This is a genomic window from Micromonospora sp. WMMA2032, from assembly GCF_002688545.1.
In the GTDB taxonomy this organism is placed as follows: domain Bacteria; phylum Actinomycetota; class Actinomycetes; order Mycobacteriales; family Micromonosporaceae; genus Micromonospora; species Micromonospora sediminicola.
On sequence record NZ_CP024052.1, the window covers coordinates 3742890 to 3763821 of the forward strand.

The following is a 20932-nucleotide window of genomic DNA, read 5'->3' on the forward strand; positions in this document are numbered from 1 at the left end:
GTCAGGGGTGGCCGTACGGCTCCGCCGGCTCGGCCGCCTCCACCGAGCCCGGGGCGCGGCTGACCGACATGGCCTCGACCGCACTGTCGTCGTAGACCGTGGGCAGCTCGTCGACCGGCGTCTCGGCCGCCGCCTCGACCAACGTCTCCGAGTGCGCGCCACAGCCGTGGTCGGCGCTGACCACCCGGCCGTCGTCCGGGGCGAAGAAGTTGCCGCAGGCGCCGAAGGCCAGCCGGAGCGCACCGGCCAGCGGCAGGTAGAAGCCGCAGGTGCCGCAGCGGGCGGCGGCCGGGGCGGCGGTCGAGATCGGGGCGTCCGGCCCGTGGTCGCCGTCGTACCAACGCTGGGCGGTGTCGGCGCGTCCCTCGCGGGACAGCACCCGGGCCCGGCCGAGGCCCAGCTCCCAGGAGGTCTCCTCCACGGCCGGGTCGTCGGAGAGCAGGTAGCCGGGGGCGAGCCGCTCGTCGTCGGCCGGGGTGGGCAGCAGGTCGCCCGGGCCGAGGTCGCCCGGCTTGAGCCGCTCCTGCCAGGGCAGCCAGCCCGGGGCGAGCAGCGCGTCGGGGCCGGGCAGCAGCACCGTCTCGCAGATGGTGACGTGCTTGCTGCGCGGCACCCGGGTCACCGTGACGGCCCAGCGCCAGCCGCGGTAGCCGGCCATCCGGCAGTCGAAGTAGTGGGTGACGACCCGGTCGCCCTCGGCGACGGCCTGGAGGTGGTCGCCGACGTCGGTCGGCTCCACCTCGGTGATGGCGTCGCGGGCCACTTCGACGGCGGCGGCGCAGACCTGGTCGAGCCGGGGAGCGCGGGCGGAGGCGGGCCTGGTCACCGGTCCATTGTTCCCCATGCCCGTGGAATGGTGACAGGCACTCCCCGGAGTCGTTCTCTCCGGGTGATGCGGCGCGCGCGGAGCAGATGGGCGAGGATGGGACACATGGCGCTGTCCTCCCGCTCCGGCCGCTCCTTTCTCGGGCGGACCGTCGGCACCGGCATCCGCGCCACCCGGCTGCTGCTGCGGGGCTCGGTGCACGGTGGGCGCTGGATGACCCGCCGGGCCGGCACCGCCCGGGCCCGCAGCGCCGGCAACGAGGTGGGCATGGTCCGCCTCTTCGACCTGCACGCGCTCTCCTGCGCCGGCGACACGCTGATCGCCATCGGCCTGGCCGGGACGATCTTCTTCGACGTACCGCTGGGTGAGGCGCGCAACAAGGTCGCGCTCTACCTGTTGGTGACCATGGTCCCGTTCGCCATGCTCGCCCCGGTGGTCGGGCCGCTGCTCGACCACTTCCGCCACGGCCGCCGCTACGCCCTGGCCGCGACCATGCTCGGCCGGGCCTTCCTGGCCTGGTTGATCTCCGACTACATCGGCGGCTTCGGGCTCTACCCGGCCGCGTTCGGGGTGCTCGCGCTCTCCCGCGCGTACGGCGTGGCCCGCTCCGCCGCGGTGCCCCGACTGCTTCCCGACGGGCTGGGGCTGTCCCAGGTCGGGGCGCGGGCCAGCGTCTACGGCACGGTGGCCGGCGCGCTGGTGGCCCCGATCGGCCTGGCCGCGTTCTGGTTCGGGCCGCAGTGGCCGCTGCGGGTCGCCTCGGTGATCTTCCTGATCGGCATGGTGATCTCGCTCCGGCTGCCGCCGAAGGCCGACTCGGAGCCGCCGGAGCGGCTGCCGCACCCGCTGCGGGCGATGCGCCGCCGCGACGGCGAACGCCCGCTGGGCCGGGGGCGCCCGGCCGGCCGGCTGGTGATCGCCACGCTGATCGGCGCGGCGGCGTTGCGCGGGCTCTACGGCTTCCTGCTGCTCTTCCTCGCGTTCGCCATCAAGGGCGGCGACCTGACCACCGACTTCTTCGGTCGGGAACTGGGTGCACAGGCCGCGCTGGGCCTGGTCGGCGGTGCGCTCGCGGTGGGCACCTTCCTGGCCACCGCGCTCGGCACCCGGCTGCGCATCCACCGCCCGACCGCGATCCAGTCCAGCGGCACGATCGTCGTCGCCGGCGTGGCGGTGCTCGCCACGCTCAAGTTCTCGCTGCCGATGGTGGCGCTGCTCTGCCTGGTGGCCGCGCTGATGAGCGGGATCGCCAAGCTGGCGGTGGACGCCTCGATCCAGGAACGCATCCCGGAGCGGCTGCGGGCCAGCTCCTTCGCGCACTCGGAGACCGCGCTGATGCTCGCCTTCGTGGCCGGCGGCGGGCTCGGGCTGGTGCCGTTCACCGGCCTGATCGGCGTGGCGGTCGCCGCCGCCGTGGCCTCGCTGGTGGCCCTGCGCGGGGTGCTGGTCGCCGGCCGGCTGCGCGGTGAGCACCTGGCCGGCCGGCCGCTGGGCGACGACGAACTGGGCGCCGACGAGCCGGACGCAGAGCCGGTCAGCCGCCCCGACGAGTCGGCCCCGACCTCGTTCGACGACCCGGCCCCGACCTCGCCGGCGCCGCAGCGCGTCGAACCGCGACCGGACGACGACGGGCTCGCGCCGCCCGGATTCCACATCTACCGCCCCTCCTCGTCGGTCGGCGGGCCGGGCACGGCGGAGGACGAGACCCGGCGCGACCCTCGGGGGCCGGTGGCGTGACCGGGTTGCTGGTGGTCACGGCGGTGCCCGCCGAGGCCGAGGCGGTCCGCGCCGGCCTCACCGGTGCGGGCGTGACGGTGCTGCCGGTCGGGGTCGGCCCGGCGGTCGCCGGCGCCGCCACCGCACGGATGCTGGCGCTGGCCGAGGCGGCCGGGCAGCCGTACCGGGCGGTGGTCAGCGCCGGCATCGCCGGCGGCTTCGTCGGCCGGGTCGCCGTCGGCGGCACCGTGCTGGCCGACCGCAGCGTCGCCGCCGACCTGGGCGCCGAGTCGCCGGCCGGGTTCATCCCGGTCGAGGACCTGGGCATGCCCCCGGAGCTGCTGGGCGGCGGCCGCGTCGTGCCCGCCGACCCGGGCCTGCTGGGCGCGCTGCGCGCCGCCCTGCCGGCGGCCACCGTCGGCACGGTGCTCACGGTCAGCACGGTGACCGGCACCGCCGAGAGCACCGCGGCCCTCACCGACCGGCACCCCGACGCCGTGGCCGAGGCCATGGAGGGGTACGGCGTCGCCGTCGCCGCCGCCCAGGCCGGCGTCCCCTTCGCCGAGCTGCGGACGATCTCGAACCCGGTCGGCCCCCGGGACCGCGGCTCGTGGCGCATGCGCGAGGCGTTCACCGCGCTCACCACCGCCGCGGCCGCGCTCCGCTGACCGGCCGCTCGAATCTCATCACCGCCGCCGACCACGACTCGACCTCGAACCCGCAGAGCCACAGAAAACGCGCGCCCTCCCCCTCCGCGACGACACGGGCCGACCGCACGTCGCGCCGGGCCATCTCGGCGGTCAGCGCGGCGACCAACGCCCGACCGATCCCGAGCAGCCGGTACGCGGGCGCGACCCGCAGCCCGTCCACCACGATCTGACACCCGTCCGGCGACGGATCCGCCTCGAACGACCCGTCGCCGGGCTCGTGCGCGTGCAACTCGCCGACAAGCGTGCCGTCGGGCAACTCGGCGACGAACCGCCAGGAGGTCGTCGGGAGCACCGGGTGCAGGTGCCGCCGGACCCGGTGCTCCCGACGCACCCACTCCCGGTGCCGGTCGCGGTCCCGCCGATCGCGGTCGATCCGGTAGGTGACGGCGGGCAGCGGCGTCCGGTAGCCGCTCCCCAGGCTCGACCAGTGCGCCCACCAGGCACCGGGCCAGTCCTTGGGCTCGCGCACCTCCCGGGCGTCCAGGTGCGCGGGGCAGTGCCGACCGGCAGCGTCGCGCAGCCCCTGCTGCGGCACCGCGGTCAGCACCCCGGCCGCCGTCGCGGCGCCCGTCGCGGCACCCGTCGCGTCGCCCGGACCGGCCGGTCGCCCCGCGATGGTGATCCGACCGGCGGCCGCGGCCACCAGCCGCTCGACCGTGCGAAAGTTCGGCCCGGTCGACCGCCCGGACTCGATGCGCGCAAGGGTCGCCTGCGGTACCCCGGACCTCGCCGCCAGCTCGCGCTGGCTGAGGTCGGCCGCCCGGCGCAACGCCCGCAGCGTCGCCCCCAGATCGATGGCCTGCCCAGGGTCACTCACGACGACATGGTCGACGGTGGGCACCGCAGCCATCCACCCCGCACGTCCACCTGTGGATAACCATGTGGAAAAGCGGTGCTCCTGGGGATGAGGGTGTCCTTCGGGCTGACTAGGAACTTGATGACGGGGATGGCTCGGGCCAAGCGGGGCGGGGCGCAGGGCAGCGGCTGACTCGCCCACGTCATCAAGTTTCTAGGCGCACGACCAGGATCCCGCCGGGCCGCCGGACGGGCGACCGCCGGCCCCGGAACCAACGGTCCGCAGCTCCGCCGGTCACACCCGGACAGCCGGGGTGGCAGCCGACGACGCGGCCGGGGTTACGGTGGGGGCGTGGCGCTCTCCCTGGCGATCTCCCCCTGCCCCAACGACACGTTCGTCTTCGACGCGCTGGTGCACGGCCGGGTGCCGGGCGCACCGCCGGTCGAGGTGACCTACGCGGACGTGGACGTCACCAACACGGCCGCCGAGCGGGGAGCGTTCGACCTGGTGAAGGTCAGCTACGCGGCGCTGCCGTGGCTGCTCGACGACTACCACCTGCTGCCCTGCGGAGGCGCGCTGGGCCGGGGCTGCGGGCCGCTGGTGCTGACCCGGGGCGACCGGGCCGACCTGTCCGGCGCGACCGTCGCGGTGCCCGGTGAGCGGACCACGGCGTACCTGCTGTTCCGGCTCTGGGCTGCGGACCAGGCGCCGGCGCGGATCGAGGTGGTGCCGTTCCACGAGATCATGCCGGGCGTGGCCGCCGGCCGGTACGACGCCGGGCTGGTGATCCACGAGGCGCGCTTCACCTACCCGCGCCACGGGCTGACCGCCCTGGTCGACCTGGGTGAGTGGTGGGAGGGCGACACCGGCCTGCCGATCCCGCTCGGCGCGATCCTGGCCCGCCGCGGCGCGGTGGACCCGGTCGAGGCCGCCGCCTGGATCCGCGAGTCGGTGCGGCAGGCCTGGGCCGACCCCGAGGCCAGCCGCGAGTACGTCCTCGCGCACGCGCAGGAGATGGAGCCCGACGTGGTGGACCGGCACATCGGCCTCTACGTCAACGAGTTCACCGCCGACCTGGGTGAGGCCGGCTTCGCCGCCGTGGAGGCACTGCTGGGCCGGGCCGCCGACGCCGGGCTCGTCCCTCAGACCTCCAGCTCGCGCGCCACCGCGTGGACCAGCTGAGCGATCTTCTGCGCGGTCCGGCGATCCGGGAAGCGGCCCCGGCGCAGGTCCGGCTGGACCTTCGCCTCCAGCACCTTGATCATGTCTTCGACCAGGCCGTGCAGCTCCTCGGCCGGTCGCCGGCGCAGCTCCGCCACGGACGGCGGCGCCTCCAGCAGCTTGACCCCCATCGCCTGGGCGCCCCGCCGGCTGTCCACCACGCTGAAATCGACCCGCTGACCGCCCTTCAGGTCGGCGACACCCGCCGGTAGCGCGCCCTTCGGCAGGAACACGTCGCCACCCTCGTCACTGGTGACGAACCCGTATCCCTTGGCCGCGTCGTACCACTTCACTCGACCCGTCGGCACCTGTCGAACCCCGCTCCACTCGAACCGTCTACCCCTCCAAGGCTAGCCCGATGATCCGGTCGACCGCCGCCGGGAATTCGGCGAGATCATCCAGCACCATCTCCGCGCCGGCGGCGCTCAGCTCGTCCGGCGTGCAGTGGCCGGTCGCCACCGCCACGCCGGGGATTCCGGCCGCCCGCGCCGCGGCCATGTCGGCCACGTGGTCACCCACGTAGAGCGTCGCCCCGTGCTCGCGCAACGCGGTCGCCTTCTGCTCGGCGAACAGGTCACCGGCCAGCTCGTCGACCGGCAGGCCGAGGTGGTCCAGGTGCAGCTGCGCCAGCCGCCCGATCTTGGCCGTCACCACCATCGTCCGACCGCCGCGCGCGTGCACCGCCCGCAGGGCCGCCGCCGCGCCCGGCATCGGCACGGTCGGGGTGATCGCGTACGCGGGGTAGAGCTCCCGGTAGAGCGTCACCGCCTCCTCGACCCGCTCCGGCGGGAACCAGTACGCCAGCTCGGTGCGCAGCGGCGGACCCAGCCGGGAGACGGCCAGCTCCTCGTCGACCGGCACGCCGGTGCGCGCGGTCAGCGCCCGGAAGGCCGCGGCGATGCCGGGGCGGGAGTCGACCAGGGTCATGTCGAGGTCGAAGCCGACCATCAGCGGAGACATGCCGAGAACCTACCCAGCGGGCTAGCGTGGTACGACGATGACCACCTCACTCGCCGACCACCTGCGGGCCCTTCCCGACGATTCCCTGGCCGCGCTGCTCCAGCTGCGGCCGGACCTCGTCGTGCCGGTGCCGGCCGACGTGTCCGCCCTCGCCCTGCGCGCCCAGTCCCGGGTCTCCGTGGCCCGGGCGCTCGACGGGCTGGACCAGTTCACCCTGCAGATCCTCGACGCCGCCCGGCTGACCCGGGGCCCCGAGGGCGCCACCTCCACCGACCAGATCCTGGCCATGGCCACCGCCGGGCCGCACCCGCCCGCCCCGACCGCGGTCCGCGCCGCGGTGGACCGGCTCCGGGCCCGGTTCCTGCTCTACGGCCCCGAGCACGACCTGTGCGTGGTGGGCGGCGTCGACGAGGTGTCCCCGTACCCGGCGGGGCTCGGCCGGCCGGCGGCGGAGCTGGACGCGCGCGCGGCGGCCCTCTGCGCGGACCCGGCGAAGCTGCGGCGGACGCTGCTCGCCGCGCCGCCCTCGGCCCGGGCGGTCCTGGACCGGCTCGCCGCCGGCCCACCGGTCGGCACGGTGGCGCCGGGCGCGCTGGAGACGCCCGCCACCGGGGGCGAGGACGTGCTCCCGCCCGACCTGGTCAACGGCGGCGCGCCCACCGGCTCACCGATCCGCTGGCTGGTCGAGCACCGGCTGCTGGTGCGGATGTCCGGCGGCAAGGGCAGCACCGTCGAGCTGCCCCGCGAGGTGGGGCTGGTGCTGCGCCGCGACGCCGGCCCGCTCGGCCCGCTGCGCACCAGCCCGCCGCTGGTCTCCGGCCCGCCCCGCGAGGTCAAGGCCGTCGACTCGGCCGGCGCCGGGCAGACCATGGAGGTGGTCCGGCACACCGAGACGCTGCTGGAGGCGCTGGTCGTCGAGCCGGCGCCGGTGCTGCGCTCCGGCGGGGTGGGCGTGCGCGACCTGCGCCGACTCGCCCGCGGTCTCGGCCAGGACGAGCCGACCACCGCGCTGCTGTTCGAGGTGGCGTACGCGGCGGGGCTCGTCGGCGAGCTGGAGCTGACCGGCGGGGCCGGCACCCGGTACGGCGGTGACCAGCAGATCCTGCCCACCGGCGGGTACGAGGTGTGGCGCGCCGCGTCGCTCGCCCAACGCTGGGAGCAACTCGCCCGCGCCTGGCTGGCGATGACCCGCCAGGTGGGCCTGGTCGGGCAGCGGGACGACCGGGACCGCCCGATCTCGGTGCTCTCGGCCGAGGCGGAACGGGCCGGGGCGCCGGCCGCCCGGCGCGCGGTGCTCGCCGTGCTCGCCGACCTGCCGCAGGGCACCGCGCCGACCCCCGACGAGGTGCTGGAGCTGCTCGACTGGCGGGCGCCCCGGCGGGCCCGGGGCCGCGAGGCGGCGCACCGGGAGGTGCTGGCCGAGGCCGCCCGGCTCGGCGTGACCGGGCTCGGTGCGCTCACCTCGTACGGGCGGCTGCTGCTGGCCGAGCTGAACGACGCCGACGAGCGGGGTGACGACCCGCTCGGGCTGCGCTCCGACGCGGAGTCGGGTGATCCGTCGACGGCGGTGCGTGCGCTGGACGGGCTGCTGCCCGCCCCGGTCGACCACGTCCTGGTGCAGGCCGACCTGACCGTGGTGGTGCCCGGTCCGCCCGACCCGGCGCTCGCCGCCGAGCTGGACGTGGTGGCCGAGCACGAGTCGGCGGGCGGGGCGAGCGTGCACCGGGTCACCACGGCCAGCGTCCGGCGGGCGCTGGACGCCGGCTACACCGCTGACGACCTGCACGCGCTGTTCCGCCGCCGGTCGCGTACCCCGGTGCCGCAGGGCCTCACCTACCTGGTGGACGACGTGGCGCGCAAGCACGGCGGGCTGCGCGTCGGCTCGGCCGGTGGCTACGTGCGCAGCGACGACGAGGCGCTGCTCACCGAGGTCCAGTCGGACCGTCGGCTGGAGTCGTTGGCGTTCCGCCGGCTGGCGCCCACGGTGCTGGTCACCCCGTACCAGGTCAACCGGATGCTGCTCGCGCTGCGCGACGCCGGCTACGCGCCGGTGCCCGAGGACGCCAGCGGAGCGACGGTGCTGGCCCGGCCGAAGACCCGGCGGGCGCCGGCCCGGACGCCGGTCACCGGACGCCCGGTGGACCCGCTGGCCACGCCGAAGCTGCCGATGCCCCGCCTGCTCGGCGTGGTCGAACAGATCCGCCGGGGCGACGCGGCGGCCCGGGCGGCGCGGCGGGCGCCGGCCGTGGTCCGCGGTGGCACGCCGCCCGGCGGTCCGACGCCGGTGCCCGGGCACGGCGACGCGTTGGCGGTGCTCCAGCAGGCGGTACGGGACCGGGCGCTGGTCTGGGTGGGCTACGTCGACGCGCACGGGGCGACCGCGTCCCGGCTGGTGCGGCCGGTCTCGATCGGCGCCGGTTACCTGCGCGCCGAGGACGACCGCACCGAGATGCTGCACACCTTCGCGCTGCACCGGATCACGGCCGCCGTGTTGGAGGAGTGAGGCGTCACTCCCCGTTGCGGCGCAACGTGCCGATCACCGAGACGGCCAGCAGCAGCGCGAAGGCCGCGCCGGCGGACTCCCCGACCGAGTCGACGAAGCCCTGCCGCTGCACCAGCAGCCCGAACAGGAACCAGCCGAACACGCCGGCGGCGGCGGCCGCGTAGCCGACCATCACCGCCGTGGAGACCTCGTGCTGCCGCGTCCGCTCATCCTCGGGAAGCACGTCCTGATCGACGGTCATGTCAGCCCCTCCCCGCCCCGTGGTGGACCCGGCTTCCAGCGTGACACCGAGCGGATCGCGCGGACAGGGGTTAAAACCCTGATCCGGGCGGTCCGGTCACGGGTGCGGGCGGGGCGGGGCTCAGGTGCCGGGGCGGCGGCCGACCACCACCACGCGGGTGCCGACCGAGCCCAACTCCCAGAGGCGTACCGCGTCGCGGTGCAGCAGGTTGACGCAGCCGTGCGAGCCGATCGCCCCGTTGTGCAGGTAGGTGGTGGTCTCGTGGAAGCCGATCCCGCCGTTGAACTGCTGCCAGTAGGGCAGCCACACCTCGTACGGGTTGGACCACTCGCGCGGGTTCTTCCGCCCCACCGAGTAGGTGCCGGCCGGCGTGGCGTAGCCGGACATGCCGGTGCGGGTGACCGTCGGGCCCATCACCACCGTGCCGCCGCGCATCGCCCACACGGTCTGCCGGGTCAGGTCGACGCAGAAGGTGAGCCGGGAACCGGCCCGGCAGCGCGACACGTCGGTGCTCGCCAGCCGCTTCGCCACGTCGTACGTGGTGGGGCCGGCGCGACCGGAGGCCGGGCTGATGCCGTACCGGCTCTGGAACTTCTTGATCGCGGCGCAGTCGGCGGCGGACTGCGCGCCGTCCACGGTCAGCGTCCCGAAACCGCCCAGCCGGCTCAGGTAGCTCTCCACGGCCCGCTGGTGCTCCCCCTGCGGGCATCCGCTGGACCGGCTCGGCTTCGGCGTGGGCTTCGGGGAGGCGGTCGCCCCGGGCGACCGGGAGGGTTTCGGCGTGGCCGTCCGGCTCGGCTGCGCCGACGGGGACGTCGCCGGCCGTTCGGACGTGGGCGGCGCGCTCGCCCCCGATGCTCCCTCCGTCAGCCCGACCGGTGCGGGGGTGGTGACCCCGGCGCCTTCCGGCTGCGGATCGAGCGCGCACGCGCCGACGCCGACCAGCACGACCACCGCCAGGCCGGCGACCCGGGCGAGAAACCGGACACGCTGCATGGGCCCTCCCTGGACAGTTGTCCCGCTTGCTAGACGTGTGGGACGAGTATGACGTTGCCTGTCCAGCAAGACTTTTTTCGGACCGTCCCCGGCGTGTAACACTGGATGGTCCGCCTTCGGCAGGTCAGCTGTGGTGCGGGCAGAGATTCCGGGCGATGCGAGAGGACCCTGGCGTGAGCGGTGGACCACTGATCGTGCAGTCGGACAAGACGCTGCTGCTGGAGATCGACCACCCGGACGCGCAGGCCTGCCGGATGGCCATCGCGCCCTTCGCCGAGTTGGAGCGTTCCCCCGAGCACGTGCACACCTACCGGCTCACCCCACTGGGCCTGTGGAACGCGCGGGCCGCCGGCCACGACGCCGAGGGCGTGGTCGACTCCCTGATCAAGTACTCCCGCTACCCGGTGCCGCACGGGCTGTTGGTGGACGTGGCGGAGACGATGGACCGGTACGGCCGGCTCCAGCTCGCCAACGATCCGGTGCACGGGCTGGTGCTGCGCGCGCTGGACCGGGTGGTCCTGATCGAGGTGGCGAAGAGCAAGAAGCTCGCCGGCATGCTCGGCGCGAAGCTCGACGACGACACCATCGCGGTGCACCCGTCCGAGCGGGGCCGGCTCAAGCAGGCGCTGCTCAAGCTGGGCTGGCCGGCGGAAGACCTGGCCGGGTACGTGGACGGCGAGGCGCACCCGATCGAGCTGGCCGAGTCCGGCAAGGACGGCGGCAGGCCGTGGACGCTGCGGTCGTACCAGCGGGAAGCCGTCGAGGCGTTCTGGGCCGGCGGGTCCGGGGTGGTCGTGCTGCCCTGCGGCGCCGGCAAGACGCTCGTCGGCGCGGCGGCGATGGCCGAGGCGAAGGCGACCACGCTGATCCTGGTGACGAACACGGTGGCGGGACGGCAGTGGAAGCGGGAACTGATCGCCCGCACCTCGTTGACCGAGGAGGAGATCGGCGAGTACTCGGGCGAGCGCAAGGAGATCCGCCCGGTCACCATCGCCACGTACCAGGTGCTCACCTCGCGGCGCGGCGGCGCGTTCACCCACCTGGACCTGTTCGGGGCCCGCGACTGGGGCCTGGTCGTCTACGACGAGGTGCACCTGCTGCCCGCGCCGATCTTCCGCTTCACGGCGGACCTCCAGGCCCGTCGCCGGCTCGGCCTCACCGCGACGCTGGTACGCGAGGACGGCCGGGAGGGTGACGTGTTCAGCCTGATCGGCCCGAAGCGGTACGACGCGCCGTGGAAGGACATCGAGCAGCAGGGCTGGATCGCCCCGGCGGAGTGCACCGAGGTACGGGTGACGCTGACCGACGCGGAGCGGATGGCGTACGCGACGGCGGAGGCGGAGGAGCGCTATCGGATGGCGGCGACCGCCCGCACGAAGCTGCCGGTGGTCCGGGCGCTGGTGGAGCGGCACCCGGACGAGCAGGTCCTCGTCATCGGTGGGTTCCTCGACCAGTTGCACCAGCTCGGGGAATACCTGGACGCGCCGATCGTGCAGGGCTCGACCACGAACAAGGAGCGCGAGCGGCTGTTCGACGCGTTCCGCTCGGGCGAGGTGCGCACCCTGGTGATCTCCAAGGTCGGCAACTTCTCGATCGACCTGCCGGAGGCGGCGGTGGCGATCCAGGTGTCCGGCACGTTCGGCTCGCGGCAGGAGGAGGCCCAGCGGTTGGGCCGGGTGCTGCGGCCGAAGGCCGACGGCCGGCAGGCGCACTTCTACACCGTGGTCTCCCGGGACACCATCGACACCGAGTACGCCGCGCACCGGCAGCGGTTCCTGGCCGAGCAGGGGTACGCGTACACCATCGTGGACGCCGACGACGTGCTCGGGCCGAAGCTGCCGACGGTCGACTGATCGGCGCGCGGGCCGGGCGGGCCGCTCTCGTGCGGCCCGCCCGGTTCCGCGGTCAGCCCTGGCCGCTGGCGCGGAACGCGACCCAGGCGTCGCTCATCCGGTCGGCCTGGCCGGGGGTGAACATGTTCATGCAGGAGTCCTGCGTGTAGTCCATGAAGTTGTGGATCGGGTCCAGCCCCGGCGCGGTGCAGGTGTCCGCGCCGACCGGGCAGTTGAACTGCGGCGCCGCCTCACGCGGCGTGTCGGCGACGAAGTCGCCGGAGGCGGAGCAGCCGTGCGCGAACGTGTGCTCCAGCATCAGCCAGTGCCCCACCTCGTGGGTCAGCGTGTCGCCGAGCGCGTACTTGCCGGCGGTGCCGCCCGGCATCGACTCGTCGAGCATCACCACGCCGTCGATGTAGTCGCGGCCGTTGTTGTAGCCCTTCGGGAAGTACGCCCAGCCGAGCAGCCCGTCGCCGATGTTCGCCGCGTAGACGTTGAGCGTGCGGGAGTCGCCGGTGTAGAGCGCCTTCTTCATGTCGCGCTCGTTCTTGCCGGGCACCACCGTGTACCAGGCGCTGTTGACGGTCCAGGTGGTGTCGACCAGCGAGAACCGGAACGGCGTGTCCGAGGCGTCGGCCGCGGTGCGCCCGGCGAACGAGTCGTTGAGCACGGTCATCTGCGCGGCGATGAGCGTGTTCCAGCGGGCCGTCTCGGCCGCGCTGAACGGGTGGTCCGAGACCATGTGGAACACGGTAGGGATGGTGACGCTGCCGTTGGCCAGGCGCGGGGCGTCCTTGATCACGCCGTACGCGTTCGCCTCGTTCTTCGAGTAGAGCTCCGGCTCCTGGGCGGTGGCGCCCTCGCGGACCCGGGCGACGCTGTGCGTGTCGGCGCCCGGCTCGCAGGCGGCGACCTCGGCGGAGGGGCCCACGGGTGCGGCCGTGGCGGACGCTCCCCCGGAGGTCAGGAATGTGGCGGCGGCAGCGGCGAGCACCGCCAGGTGGATCGTCGGTTTCCTGTGCATCGTTGCACCTTTCGAGAGGCATGAAAGGAGTAGCGACGCGGGGTTGTCAAAGCTGCGGGTCGATGACGTCGTCGTCCCGACATAAGACCACGTCACCGGCGTTCGCAACACCCCCCGCGGGGGTGCGGGGCGGGACCGCTGTCCGCTCCCTTTCGAGCTGATGCCGGAAACGACTCACTCAGCGCGCCCTCAGCGGCGCCAGGTGGCGGGCGCGGCGGCCGGCGTCGGCGAAGCCGAGTCGCCGGTACAGCCCGGCCGCCGGGTTGTCGTCGTTGACGCAGAGCCACGCGGCGTCCGCGCCCGCCCCGGCGAGCCCGCGCAGCACGCGCGCCACCAGGTATGCCCCGACCCGCCGGCCCCGCCATGCGGGCACCACGCCGACCTGGTCGATCCAGGTGTCGAGCACGGTGACGAAACCGGCCGCGTGGCCGTCCGGCCCGCGTGCGATGAGGGTCAGTTCCGGCCGGTGGTCCTCGTCGTCCCGCAGGTCGCCCAACCACTCCTCGGCGTCGGGCTCGACGAAGCCGGGCCGGTCGGCGAACGAGGCACGGTAGGTGGCGAACAGCTCCGACCCGAGCGTGGCCTGCTCCACCGTCACGCCGTCCGGCGCGGGGACGTCGGGCAACGCGTCGAGGTCGTGGCGCAGCACCCACTCCAGGAACGTCCGCGTCCAGCCGCGCGCGTCGAACAGTTCCTCCGCGCCGACGGTCCACGTCTCGGTGGTGTGCAGCAGTCCCGCGTCGCCCGCCTGCTCCTGCGCCCAGTCCAGCAGCGCGCCGCCGAGCCCACGCCCGCGCCACGCCGGGTGCACCAGCCCGGTGGCGGTGGCGGGTGTCCGCCCGGTGCCGACCCCGACGGCCGCGACCGGTCCGTCACCGGACCAGGCGCCGTGGGTACGCGTCTGCACCAGCCGCGCCCGCAGCAACGGGATACGCGCGAACAGCGGCAACCCGCCGTCGGTGGCGAGGCACGCCTGCACCAGGCCGGTCAGCGCGGGCAGGTCCTCGTCGCCGAACTCCCGCCAGACCAGCCCGTCCGTCCCGTCCACAGTCCACCCCTGTCACCCACCGCCGTCACGCCCGACCCCACGGCCCGGCCCTCCGGCAGTAGGCCCCACCCCCTCCCCCAGGTCAACCCCATTCCTCCGCCCTCACCCCACCCCACCGTCGATCTTGGAATTGTGGCGCCTCGAATGTCGGCTTCGCAGCCTTTGGCAGGTGCCACAAGTCCAAGATCGGCGAATACCGAGCGAGCCCGAGGGCGGGCGAGAGCGGGACGGGGCAGGGCGAGGCGGGGGCGGGTGTCAGGGGAGGTCGAGGATGGCCTGGGCGAAGTCCCGGGGTGCCTCTTGGGGGAGGTTGTGGCCGATACCGCCGGTCACGGTGCGGTGCTCGTACGGGCCGGTGAAGCGGACCGCGTAGACGGACGGGTCGAGGTGCGGGGCGCCGTTGGCGTCGCCCTCGAGCGTGACGGTGGGGACCGTGATGTCCGGGTTGGCCGCCAGCCGCCGTTCCCACTCGTCGTACCGCGCCTCGCCCTCGGCGAGCCCGAGCCGCCACCGGTAGTTGTGGATCACCACGTCGACGTGGTCGGGGTTGTCCAGCGCGGCCGCGCTCCGGTCGAACGTGGCGTCGTCGAAGTGCCACCGCGGCGACGCGGTCCGCCAGATGAGCCGGACGAAGTCCCGCCGGTTGCGGTCGTACCCGTCGCGTCCCCGGTCGGTGGCGAAGTAGAACTGGTACCACCAGGACAGTTCCGCCGGCGGGGGCAGGGGCGCCCGGCCCGCCTCCTGGCCGGCGATCAGGTAGCCGCTCACCGAGACCAGCCCGGCGCAGCGTTCCGGTCGGAGGGCGGCGATCACGTCGGCGGTACGTGCGCCCCAGTCGAACCCGGCGAGCGTCGCCCGTTGCACCCCGAGCGCGTCCATCAGGTCCAGGGTGTCCTGCGCCAGGGCCGCCGGCTGGCCGTTGCGCGGCGCGCCGGCGTCCCGGATCCGGGTCGGTCCGAATCCGCGCAGGTAGGGCACGATCACGCGCCGCCCGGCGTCGGTGAGGCGGGGCACGACCTCGGCGAAGCTGTGGATGTCGTAGGGCCACCCGTGCAGCAGCACGACCACGTCCCCGTCCGTCGGTCCCGCGTCGACGTACCCGACGCTCAGCTCCCCGGCCTCGATCCGCTGAACCTCTCCCCACGCCTCCGTCATCCGGCCCGCTTCCCCGTCGCGCCGTCGATCATGCGGTCGGGCAGCCGGCAGGGGCCGTCGATCCCCCGGCGGAGGGGCGGCACGTGCGGGATCAGCGCGACGGGGAGTGGATGACGATCGTGGCGCGAGCGGAGAGGGGGGCCAGGAGCCACGTGAGGGGGTGCTCGTGCTCGGTGGGGTCGACCAGGAACCGGTCCCCCGGGCGCAGGTGCAGCTGCTCGGCGATCTCGGCGGCGAGTCGCCGCCACGCGCCGAAGCTGGTGCCGTCCGCCGTCGCCGGGCCGGCCGGGTCGACGGCGGTGTGGTCCGGCGCGTCGGCGGGGTGCCGGAGCACCTCGGCCGACCAGTCCAGCCAGCCCAACGGCACCTCGTCGAGCGGGCCCGGCCCGGTGCCCACCAGGTAGCGGTGCGTGCCCTCGGGCACGTCCTCCAGCCAGTCGTCGAGCCGCTCCGGGGTCACGAACACCGCGTCGTAGGGCCGGTCCGCCCCCGGTTCCAGCACCGGTAACCCGGCCAGCGCGCGGGGCCGGAAGGAGACCGCCAGCCCGATCGACCAGGCGCCGATCAGGACCGCCGCGGTACGCCAGTGCGGCGGCAACAGCACCGCCACCCGGTCGCCGGGGCGCAGCCGGCAGCCGTCGCGGAGCAGCGCGGCGCTGCGGGCCGCCCACTCACCCAGCTGCGGCGCGGTCAGGTCGGTGCGTTCGCCGGTGGCGTCGTCGACGTAGCTGAGCAGCGGCTCGTCGGTCGCGACGGCGGCTGGTGCGTGGGTGGCCATCGGGCGTGCTCCTCCCTGGCGGTCCGCTCACCCTAGCCGGGCGAACCGGTCGACCAGGAGGGCCAGCCGCCGCTCGTGTTCCGCCCGCCGCAGCCGGCCGCCGCGCATCAGCGTGACCTGGCCGTGCAGCCCGCTCCAGAACGTCTCGGTGAATGTCTCCAGGTCGTCGTCACCGGCGAACGGCCGCAGCGTCTCGGCCAGTTCGGCGAAGGCGCGGGCCAGCTCGACCGGGGTGTCCTGGCTGGCGAAGGAGAGAGCGACGGGGAGGGTGAAGATCGCGTCGTAGAGCGCGGGCCGGCGTTCGGCGAAGGCGGCGTACGCGGTGGCGATGCCGGCCACCGCCTCCCGCGCGTCGGTCGCGGCGGCCCGGGCGGCGGCCAGCTCGGCGGCCAGGTCGCCGCAGCCCTCCACGGCGACCGCCGCCATGATCGCGTCCTTGCCCGTGAAGTGGCTGTAGAGCACGGGCTGGCTGTACTCGATCTCGGCGGCGAGACGGCGGGTGGTGACCGCGTCCCAGCCCTCCGACTCGGCCAGGTCCCGGGCGGCGGCGATGATCGCCCGTTCGCGCTCCGCCCGCTCCCGCTCCCGGCGGGCCTGAATCGACATGACCCCGACTCTAGCACCGCTAGCCAACCTGTCGATGCTCTGCTAGCTTCGCCATCATTCCTAGCGTCGCTAGATTCGGAGTCGACCATGCTCACCCCCGTCGCCTACGGGCTCGCCATCGTCCTCAGCCTCTTCTGCGTCTTCATCGGCGCCCGGTTCCTCCTGGCACCGCGCGCCTCCGCCGCCGGCTACGGCGTCCCGGCCACCCCGGGCGGCGGCACCGCCTACCTCACCGTCAAGGGCCTGCGCGACCTCAGCTACGGCCTGCTCGGCCTCGCGCTGATCGCGTTCACCAGCGCCGACGCCGTCGCCTGGTACATGCTGGTCGTCGCGCTCAACCCGTTGGGCGACACCATCGTGGTGCTGCGGAACGGCGGCACCCGGGCCGTCGCCTTCGGCATCCACTTCGCCACCGCGGTGGTCATCCTCGTCGACGCCGCCCTGCTCTTCGCGCTCTAGGCCGGGCCTGCTGCCGGCCGGGTCCACGGCCGTCGACTTTGGTCGCGGGCCCGGTCGGCCGATGGCCGTATCGGCGGGCCGGGTGGCTGCGGGACGGTGCGGGCATGACGACCGAACCCCTGCGCCGGCGACTCGCGCCGGCGGTCGCGCTGCTGCTGCTCGCGCCCTGGACCGCCGAATGCTCCTGGGGCGGATTCACCCTCACCGGCATGCCGTTCGTGGTGCTCGTGCTCGCCCCGATGTACGGCGGAGCCGCGCTGCTGATCCGCGAGACGGCCCGGCGGCTCGGGCTGGGCTGGCCCGGGATCGTCCTGCTCGCCGCCGCCTTCGGCGTGGTCCAGGCCGGCCTGGTCGACCAGTCGCTGTTCAATCCCGGGTTCCTCGACGACACCCAGTTCGCCGACACCCGATCCGTCGCCGAGGCGACGCTCGTGCCCGGCCTCGGGTTCAGCGCCCGACAGGCGGTCGACTACGTGGGCAACCACGTGGCGCTGACCATCTGCGCGTCGATCGCACTCGTCGAGTCGTACCTCGGGACGGGCCGCCGGTCGCGGGCCTGGCTGGGTCGCCCGGGGCTGGTCGTGGCCGCGCTGCTCTGGCTCGGCGGCAGCCTGCTGGTCTTCGCCGACGACGGCGGCCGCAAGGGCTTCCTGGCCGCGCCGGTCCAGCTGGCGTTCGCCACCGGCCTGGCGCTGGCCCTGGTCACCGCCGCCCTGCTCCACCGCCGGTACGCCGGGCGACCGCACGCCGACGCCGGGCGGCCGCACGCCGACGCCGGCCCGCCGGCCGCGCCGCACCCGGTGTGGCCCGCGCTGGTCGTGCTGGTCGCGTACGTGGGGGCCGGCATCGTGCCGGGCTGGCCGGGCGTCGGGCTCGCGGCCGCGCTCGCCGCGGTCACCGCCGTCCTGCTGACGCGCTGGTCCCGGCGGCCCGGCTGGGGACAGCGGCAGGTGCTCGCCGCCGGCTCGGCGAGCGTGCTCGTCGTGGCCGCGTTCGCGTACGAGGTGCCGACCTACTCCCCGGCGGGCCCGGCGGCGGCCCTGGTGGGTGACGTCGCGATCAGCGTGATCGTGCTGCTCCTGGTCGGCGGCGCGTGGTGGCGCCTCAGCGGGCGGGCAGCTCGGGACCGCCGTCGAGCAGCGGCGCCAGCAGGTCACCCTGCTTCTCCACCCGCCTGAGCACCTCGGTGGCCGTGTACGGCTTCGTCGACGGGCGCTTGCCGGCCGCGCCGGCCTCGACCTCGTCCCAGGTCAGCGGCGTGGAGACGGCGGGCACCGGTTGGGCGCGCAGCGAGTACGGCGCGACGGTGGTCTTCGCCGCGTTGTTCTGGCTCCAGTCGATGAAGACCTTGCCCGGCCGCAGGTTCTTCGCCATCTTCGACACCACCAGCTTCGGGTGCGCCTTCTCCAGCTCCTGCGCGATGCGCCGGGCGTAGTCGGAGACGACGTCGGCGTCCTGGCTGCCGGCGATCGGGCAGCAGAGCTGCATGCCCTTCTTCCCCGACGTCTTCGGGTACGCCTCGACACCGTCGGCCGCGAGCCGGTCGCGCATCAGCAGCGCCACCTGACAGCACTGCTTGAGCGCGGCCGGGGCGCCCGGGTCCAGGTCGACCACCATCATGTCCGGGTGGGCGCCGATCTTCCACTGCGGCGTGTGCAGCTCCAGCGCGGCCAGGTTGGCCAGCCAGACCAGCGTGGGCAGGTCGTCGCAGACCACGTAGTCGATGGTTTCCCGCCCCTTGCTCGACCCGGGGGCGGGCAGGTTCTCGGTGCGTACCCAACCGGGGGTCGCGGCGGGCGCGTTCTTCTCGAAGAACGAGCCGCCGTCCACGCCGTTGGGGAAGCGGATCCGGGTGAGCGCGCGGTCGCGCAGGTGCGGCAGCAGCACCGGGGCGATCCGGGTGTAGTAGTCGATCACCTCGCCCTTGGTGAAACCAGCCTGCGGGAAGAGCACCTTGTCCAGGTTGGACAGCTCCAGCGAGCGCCCCTCGACCTCGACCTTGAAGCGGTCAGCCGGCATCGTCGACCTCCTCGGGCGGCTTGTCCGGGCGCAGGCGCAGGATCCGCGGGAAGCGCAGCCGGCCGTCCGGGGTGCGCTGGCCGTACTTCACCTCCACCACGACCCGGGGTGATACCCAGATCGCGCCGCGGGCATCCTCGCGCGGCACGCCGGCGGCGAACGGCGACGCGTCGGCACGCAGCGGCTCCAACTCGCGCAGCAGCTCCCGCTCGATCGCCGCGCCGATCCCCCCGCCGACCCGCCCCCGGTAGATCAGCCGCCCGTCCGGCCCGGGCACCCCGACCAGCAGACCACCGACCCGGCGCGCGCCCGGTCGCCAGCCGCCGACCACGAAGTCGCCGGTGACCTCCAGCTTGACCTTCACCCAGTCCGGCGAGCGCACCCCGGGCCGGTAGGCCGACTCGACCCGCTTGGCCATCACCCCCTCCAGCCCGTGCTCGCCGGCCGCCGCGTAGGTGGCCGGGCCGTCGCCGAAGACCGGCGGCACCGCCCACCGGGCCGCGCCGAGCCCGAGCGACTCCAGCGCCGCCCGCCGCTCCCGCCAGGGCCGGGCGGTCAGGTCCACGCCGTCGAGCCGCAACAGGTCGAAGATCATGTACGTGACCGGCACGGTCGCCGCCAGCCGCGCCGCCTTGGCCGGGTTGCGCACGTGCATCCGTTCGGCCAGCGCGGTGAACGAGGGCTGCCCGTCGGTGAAGAGCACCACCTCGCCGTCGAGCAGGGCGTCGTCGACCTGCTCGGCCAGGTTGAGCAGTTCCGGGTACGCGGTGGTGATCTCGACGCCGGACCGGGCGTAGAAGTGCCGGTCGCCGTGGGAGATGTCGGCGAGCGCGCGGACCCCGTCCCACTTGAACTCGTACGCCCACGCGGCACCGGCCGGGAGCTGCCCGGTCATCGCGAGCATCGGCTTCAACGGCGCGCCGGGCACCTCCTGACTGTAGTTGCGCGCGGAAGCGCGTGCGTCCCGTTCGATCGTTTGCGATTCTGGTGGTCAACCGGGGAGAGGAGCGCGGGATGCGGGCGATCTGGAAAGGAGCGGTGTCGTTCGGCCTGGTGTCGATCGGGGTGAAGGTCTACTCGGCCACCGAGGAGAAGGACATCCGGTTCCACCAGGTGCACCGGGAGGACGGCGGCCGGATCCGCTACAAGCGCACCTGCTCGGTCTGCGGCGAGGAGGTCACCTACGACGACATCGCCAAGGGCTACGACATCGGCGGCGGCGAGATGGTCATCCTCACCGACGAGGACTTCGCCGACCTGCCGTTGAGCACCTCGCACGCGATCGACGTGCTGGAGTTCGTGCCGGCCGAGCAGGTCGACCCGATCCTCTACAACAAGGCCTACTTCCTGGAGCCGGAGGGCTCGGCGACAAAGCCATACGTGCTGCTGCGCGACGCGCTCTCCGACTCGGAGCGGGTGGCGATCGTCAAGGTGGCGCTGCGCCAGCGGGAGCAACTGGCCACCCTGCGGGTACGCGAGGGCGTGCTGCTGCTCAACACCATGCTCTGGCCGGACGAGATCCGCCGGCCGGACTTCGGCTTCCTGGACGAGGACCTGAAGGTCCGCCCGCCGGAGCTGGCGATGGCCAGCTCACTGATCGACTCGATGGCCGGCGAGTTCGAGCCGGACGCGTTCACCGACGACTACCGGGCCGCGTTGCAGGAGGTCATCGACGCCAAGGTCGAGGGCCGTGAGGTGGTGCAGCCGGAGGAGGAAGAGGCAGCGCCGGCCGCCGCGGTGGACCTGATGGCCGCGCTGAAGGCGTCGGTCGAGCGGGCCCGGGCGGCCCGGGGCGAGGCGCCGTCCGGCGGCGGGGCCGAGCCGACCCCGATCTCGTCGGCCCGCTCGGCGAAGAAGACCGCCGCGAAGAAGGCCCCCGCCAAGAAGACCGCGGCGAAGAAGGCCGAACCGGCCAAGAAGACCGCCGCCAAGAAGACCGCGGCGAAGAAGACCCCCGCCAAGAAGACCGCCGCGAAGAAGAAGACGGCCTGAGGTGTAAGGAGGGGCCCCCGCTTAACGCCTCCGGTATAGGCGGGGCC

The 20932-nt window shown here is 74.3% G+C and carries 21 protein-coding genes; 8 read left to right on the forward strand and 13 right to left on the reverse strand.

Annotated elements, in window-relative coordinates:
- Position 1 precedes the first annotated feature (1 nt).
- The gene (locus CO540_RS17095; RefSeq protein ID WP_099162823.1) at positions 2 to 844 is read right to left on the reverse strand and encodes a DUF3027 domain-containing protein; all 843 of its coding nucleotides are present in this window, start codon (positions 842 to 844) and stop codon (positions 2 to 4) included.
- Between the two features lie 87 nt (positions 845 to 931).
- Here CO540_RS17095 and CO540_RS17100 point away from each other — a divergent pair, with 87 nt between their 5' ends.
- Complete coding sequence (locus CO540_RS17100) at positions 932 to 2563, forward strand: MFS transporter (protein ID WP_099162824.1); 1632 nt, start codon at positions 932 to 934, stop codon at positions 2561 to 2563.
- Positions 2560 to 3210, forward strand: a complete 651-nt coding sequence (locus CO540_RS17105) for a futalosine hydrolase (protein ID WP_099162825.1) — start codon at positions 2560 to 2562, stop codon at positions 3208 to 3210. Before CO540_RS17100 ends, CO540_RS17105 begins: the two co-directional genes overlap by 4 nt.
- Here the strand turns inward: CO540_RS17105 and CO540_RS17110 are convergent.
- Positions 3182 to 4069, reverse strand: a complete 888-nt coding sequence (locus CO540_RS17110) for a GNAT family N-acetyltransferase (protein WP_253865993.1) — start codon at positions 4067 to 4069, stop codon at positions 3182 to 3184. The two genes, CO540_RS17105 and CO540_RS17110, sit on opposite strands and share 29 nt — an antisense overlap.
- A 330-nt stretch (positions 4070 to 4399) precedes the next feature.
- Here CO540_RS17110 and CO540_RS17115 point away from each other — a divergent pair, with 330 nt between their 5' ends.
- Complete coding sequence (locus CO540_RS17115) at positions 4400 to 5230, forward strand: 1,4-dihydroxy-6-naphthoate synthase (protein WP_091584294.1); 831 nt, start codon at positions 4400 to 4402, stop codon at positions 5228 to 5230.
- Here the strand turns inward: CO540_RS17115 and CO540_RS17120 are convergent.
- Both CO540_RS17120 and CO540_RS17125 read right to left on the reverse strand, forming a co-directional pair.
- Entirely contained in the window at positions 5191 to 5577 is a 387-nt protein-coding gene (locus tag CO540_RS17120; protein WP_091583311.1) for a cold-shock protein, read from the reverse strand. The genes CO540_RS17115 and CO540_RS17120 overlap by 40 nt on opposite strands.
- A 28-nt stretch (positions 5578 to 5605) precedes the next feature.
- A complete protein-coding gene (locus CO540_RS17125; protein WP_099162827.1) occupies positions 5606 to 6229 on the reverse strand; it encodes an HAD family hydrolase in 624 nt (207 codons plus the stop codon).
- A 37-nt stretch (positions 6230 to 6266) separates the two neighbouring features.
- Here CO540_RS17125 and CO540_RS17130 point away from each other — a divergent pair, with 37 nt between their 5' ends.
- Complete coding sequence (locus CO540_RS17130; protein WP_099162828.1) at positions 6267 to 8732, forward strand: helicase-associated domain-containing protein; 2466 nt, start codon at positions 6267 to 6269, stop codon at positions 8730 to 8732.
- 4 nt (positions 8733 to 8736) lie between these two features.
- On the opposite strand, the gene CO540_RS17135 is transcribed toward CO540_RS17130, so the two are convergent.
- Positions 8737 to 8973, reverse strand: coding sequence for a hypothetical protein (locus CO540_RS17135; RefSeq protein ID WP_099162829.1), 237 nt, complete (start codon positions 8971 to 8973; stop codon positions 8737 to 8739).
- A 120-nt stretch (positions 8974 to 9093) separates the two neighbouring features.
- A complete protein-coding gene (locus CO540_RS17140) occupies positions 9094 to 9969 on the reverse strand; it encodes a L,D-transpeptidase family protein (RefSeq protein ID WP_099162830.1) in 876 nt (291 codons plus the stop codon).
- A 173-nt stretch (positions 9970 to 10142) separates the two neighbouring features.
- Between CO540_RS17140 and CO540_RS17145 the strand changes: the two genes are divergently transcribed.
- Positions 10143 to 11822: a DNA repair helicase XPB gene (locus CO540_RS17145; protein WP_099162831.1), complete on the forward strand. Its 1680-nt coding sequence runs from the start codon at positions 10143 to 10145 to the stop codon at positions 11820 to 11822.
- Positions 11823 to 11874: 52 nt separating this feature from the next.
- On the opposite strand, the gene CO540_RS17150 is transcribed toward CO540_RS17145, so the two are convergent.
- The 5 genes from CO540_RS17150 to CO540_RS17170 form a co-directional block, all read right to left on the reverse strand.
- Positions 11875 to 12828, reverse strand: a complete 954-nt coding sequence (locus tag CO540_RS17150) for a zinc metalloprotease (protein WP_099162832.1) — start codon at positions 12826 to 12828, stop codon at positions 11875 to 11877.
- A gap of 178 nt (positions 12829 to 13006) precedes the next feature.
- Positions 13007 to 13876, reverse strand: a complete 870-nt coding sequence (locus CO540_RS17155; protein ID WP_099162833.1) for a GNAT family N-acetyltransferase — start codon at positions 13874 to 13876, stop codon at positions 13007 to 13009.
- A 255-nt stretch (positions 13877 to 14131) separates the two neighbouring features.
- The gene (locus CO540_RS17160; RefSeq protein ID WP_099162834.1) at positions 14132 to 15031 is read right to left on the reverse strand and encodes an alpha/beta fold hydrolase; all 900 of its coding nucleotides are present in this window, start codon (positions 15029 to 15031) and stop codon (positions 14132 to 14134) included.
- Between the two features lie 91 nt (positions 15032 to 15122).
- The gene (locus CO540_RS17165; RefSeq protein ID WP_099162835.1) at positions 15123 to 15809 is read right to left on the reverse strand and encodes a TIGR03089 family protein; all 687 of its coding nucleotides are present in this window, start codon (positions 15807 to 15809) and stop codon (positions 15123 to 15125) included.
- Between the two features lie 27 nt (positions 15810 to 15836).
- Positions 15837 to 16415, reverse strand: a complete 579-nt coding sequence (locus CO540_RS17170) for a TetR/AcrR family transcriptional regulator (protein ID WP_099162836.1) — start codon at positions 16413 to 16415, stop codon at positions 15837 to 15839.
- Between the two features lie 87 nt (positions 16416 to 16502).
- On the opposite strand from CO540_RS17170, the gene CO540_RS17175 reads away from it, so the two are divergent.
- Together CO540_RS17175 and CO540_RS17180 are read left to right on the forward strand one after the other, a co-directional pair.
- Entirely contained in the window at positions 16503 to 16874 is a 372-nt protein-coding gene (locus tag CO540_RS17175) for a DUF4267 domain-containing protein (RefSeq protein WP_099162837.1), read from the forward strand.
- A 104-nt stretch (positions 16875 to 16978) separates the two neighbouring features.
- Complete coding sequence (locus tag CO540_RS17180) at positions 16979 to 18052, forward strand: hypothetical protein (RefSeq protein WP_099162838.1); 1074 nt, start codon at positions 16979 to 16981, stop codon at positions 18050 to 18052.
- On the opposite strand, the gene ligD (CO540_RS17185) is transcribed toward CO540_RS17180, so the two are convergent.
- On the reverse strand, positions 17979 to 18893 hold the full coding sequence (gene ligD, locus CO540_RS17185; RefSeq protein WP_099162839.1) for a non-homologous end-joining DNA ligase: 915 nt from the start codon (positions 18891 to 18893) through the stop codon (positions 17979 to 17981). The genes CO540_RS17180 and ligD (CO540_RS17185) overlap by 74 nt on opposite strands.
- Positions 18883 to 19821 carry a non-homologous end-joining DNA ligase gene (ligD, locus tag CO540_RS17190; RefSeq protein ID WP_099162840.1) on the reverse strand — a complete coding sequence of 313 codons (939 nt, stop codon included), beginning with the start codon at positions 19819 to 19821 and terminating at the stop codon, positions 18883 to 18885. Before ligD (CO540_RS17190) ends, ligD (CO540_RS17185) begins: the two co-directional genes overlap by 11 nt.
- Positions 19822 to 19907: 86 nt before the next feature.
- Between ligD (CO540_RS17190) and CO540_RS17195 the strand changes: the two genes are divergently transcribed.
- A complete protein-coding gene (locus CO540_RS17195) occupies positions 19908 to 20885 on the forward strand; it encodes a Ku protein (RefSeq protein WP_099164803.1) in 978 nt (325 codons plus the stop codon).
- The last annotated feature ends 47 nt before the right edge of the window (positions 20886 to 20932 follow it).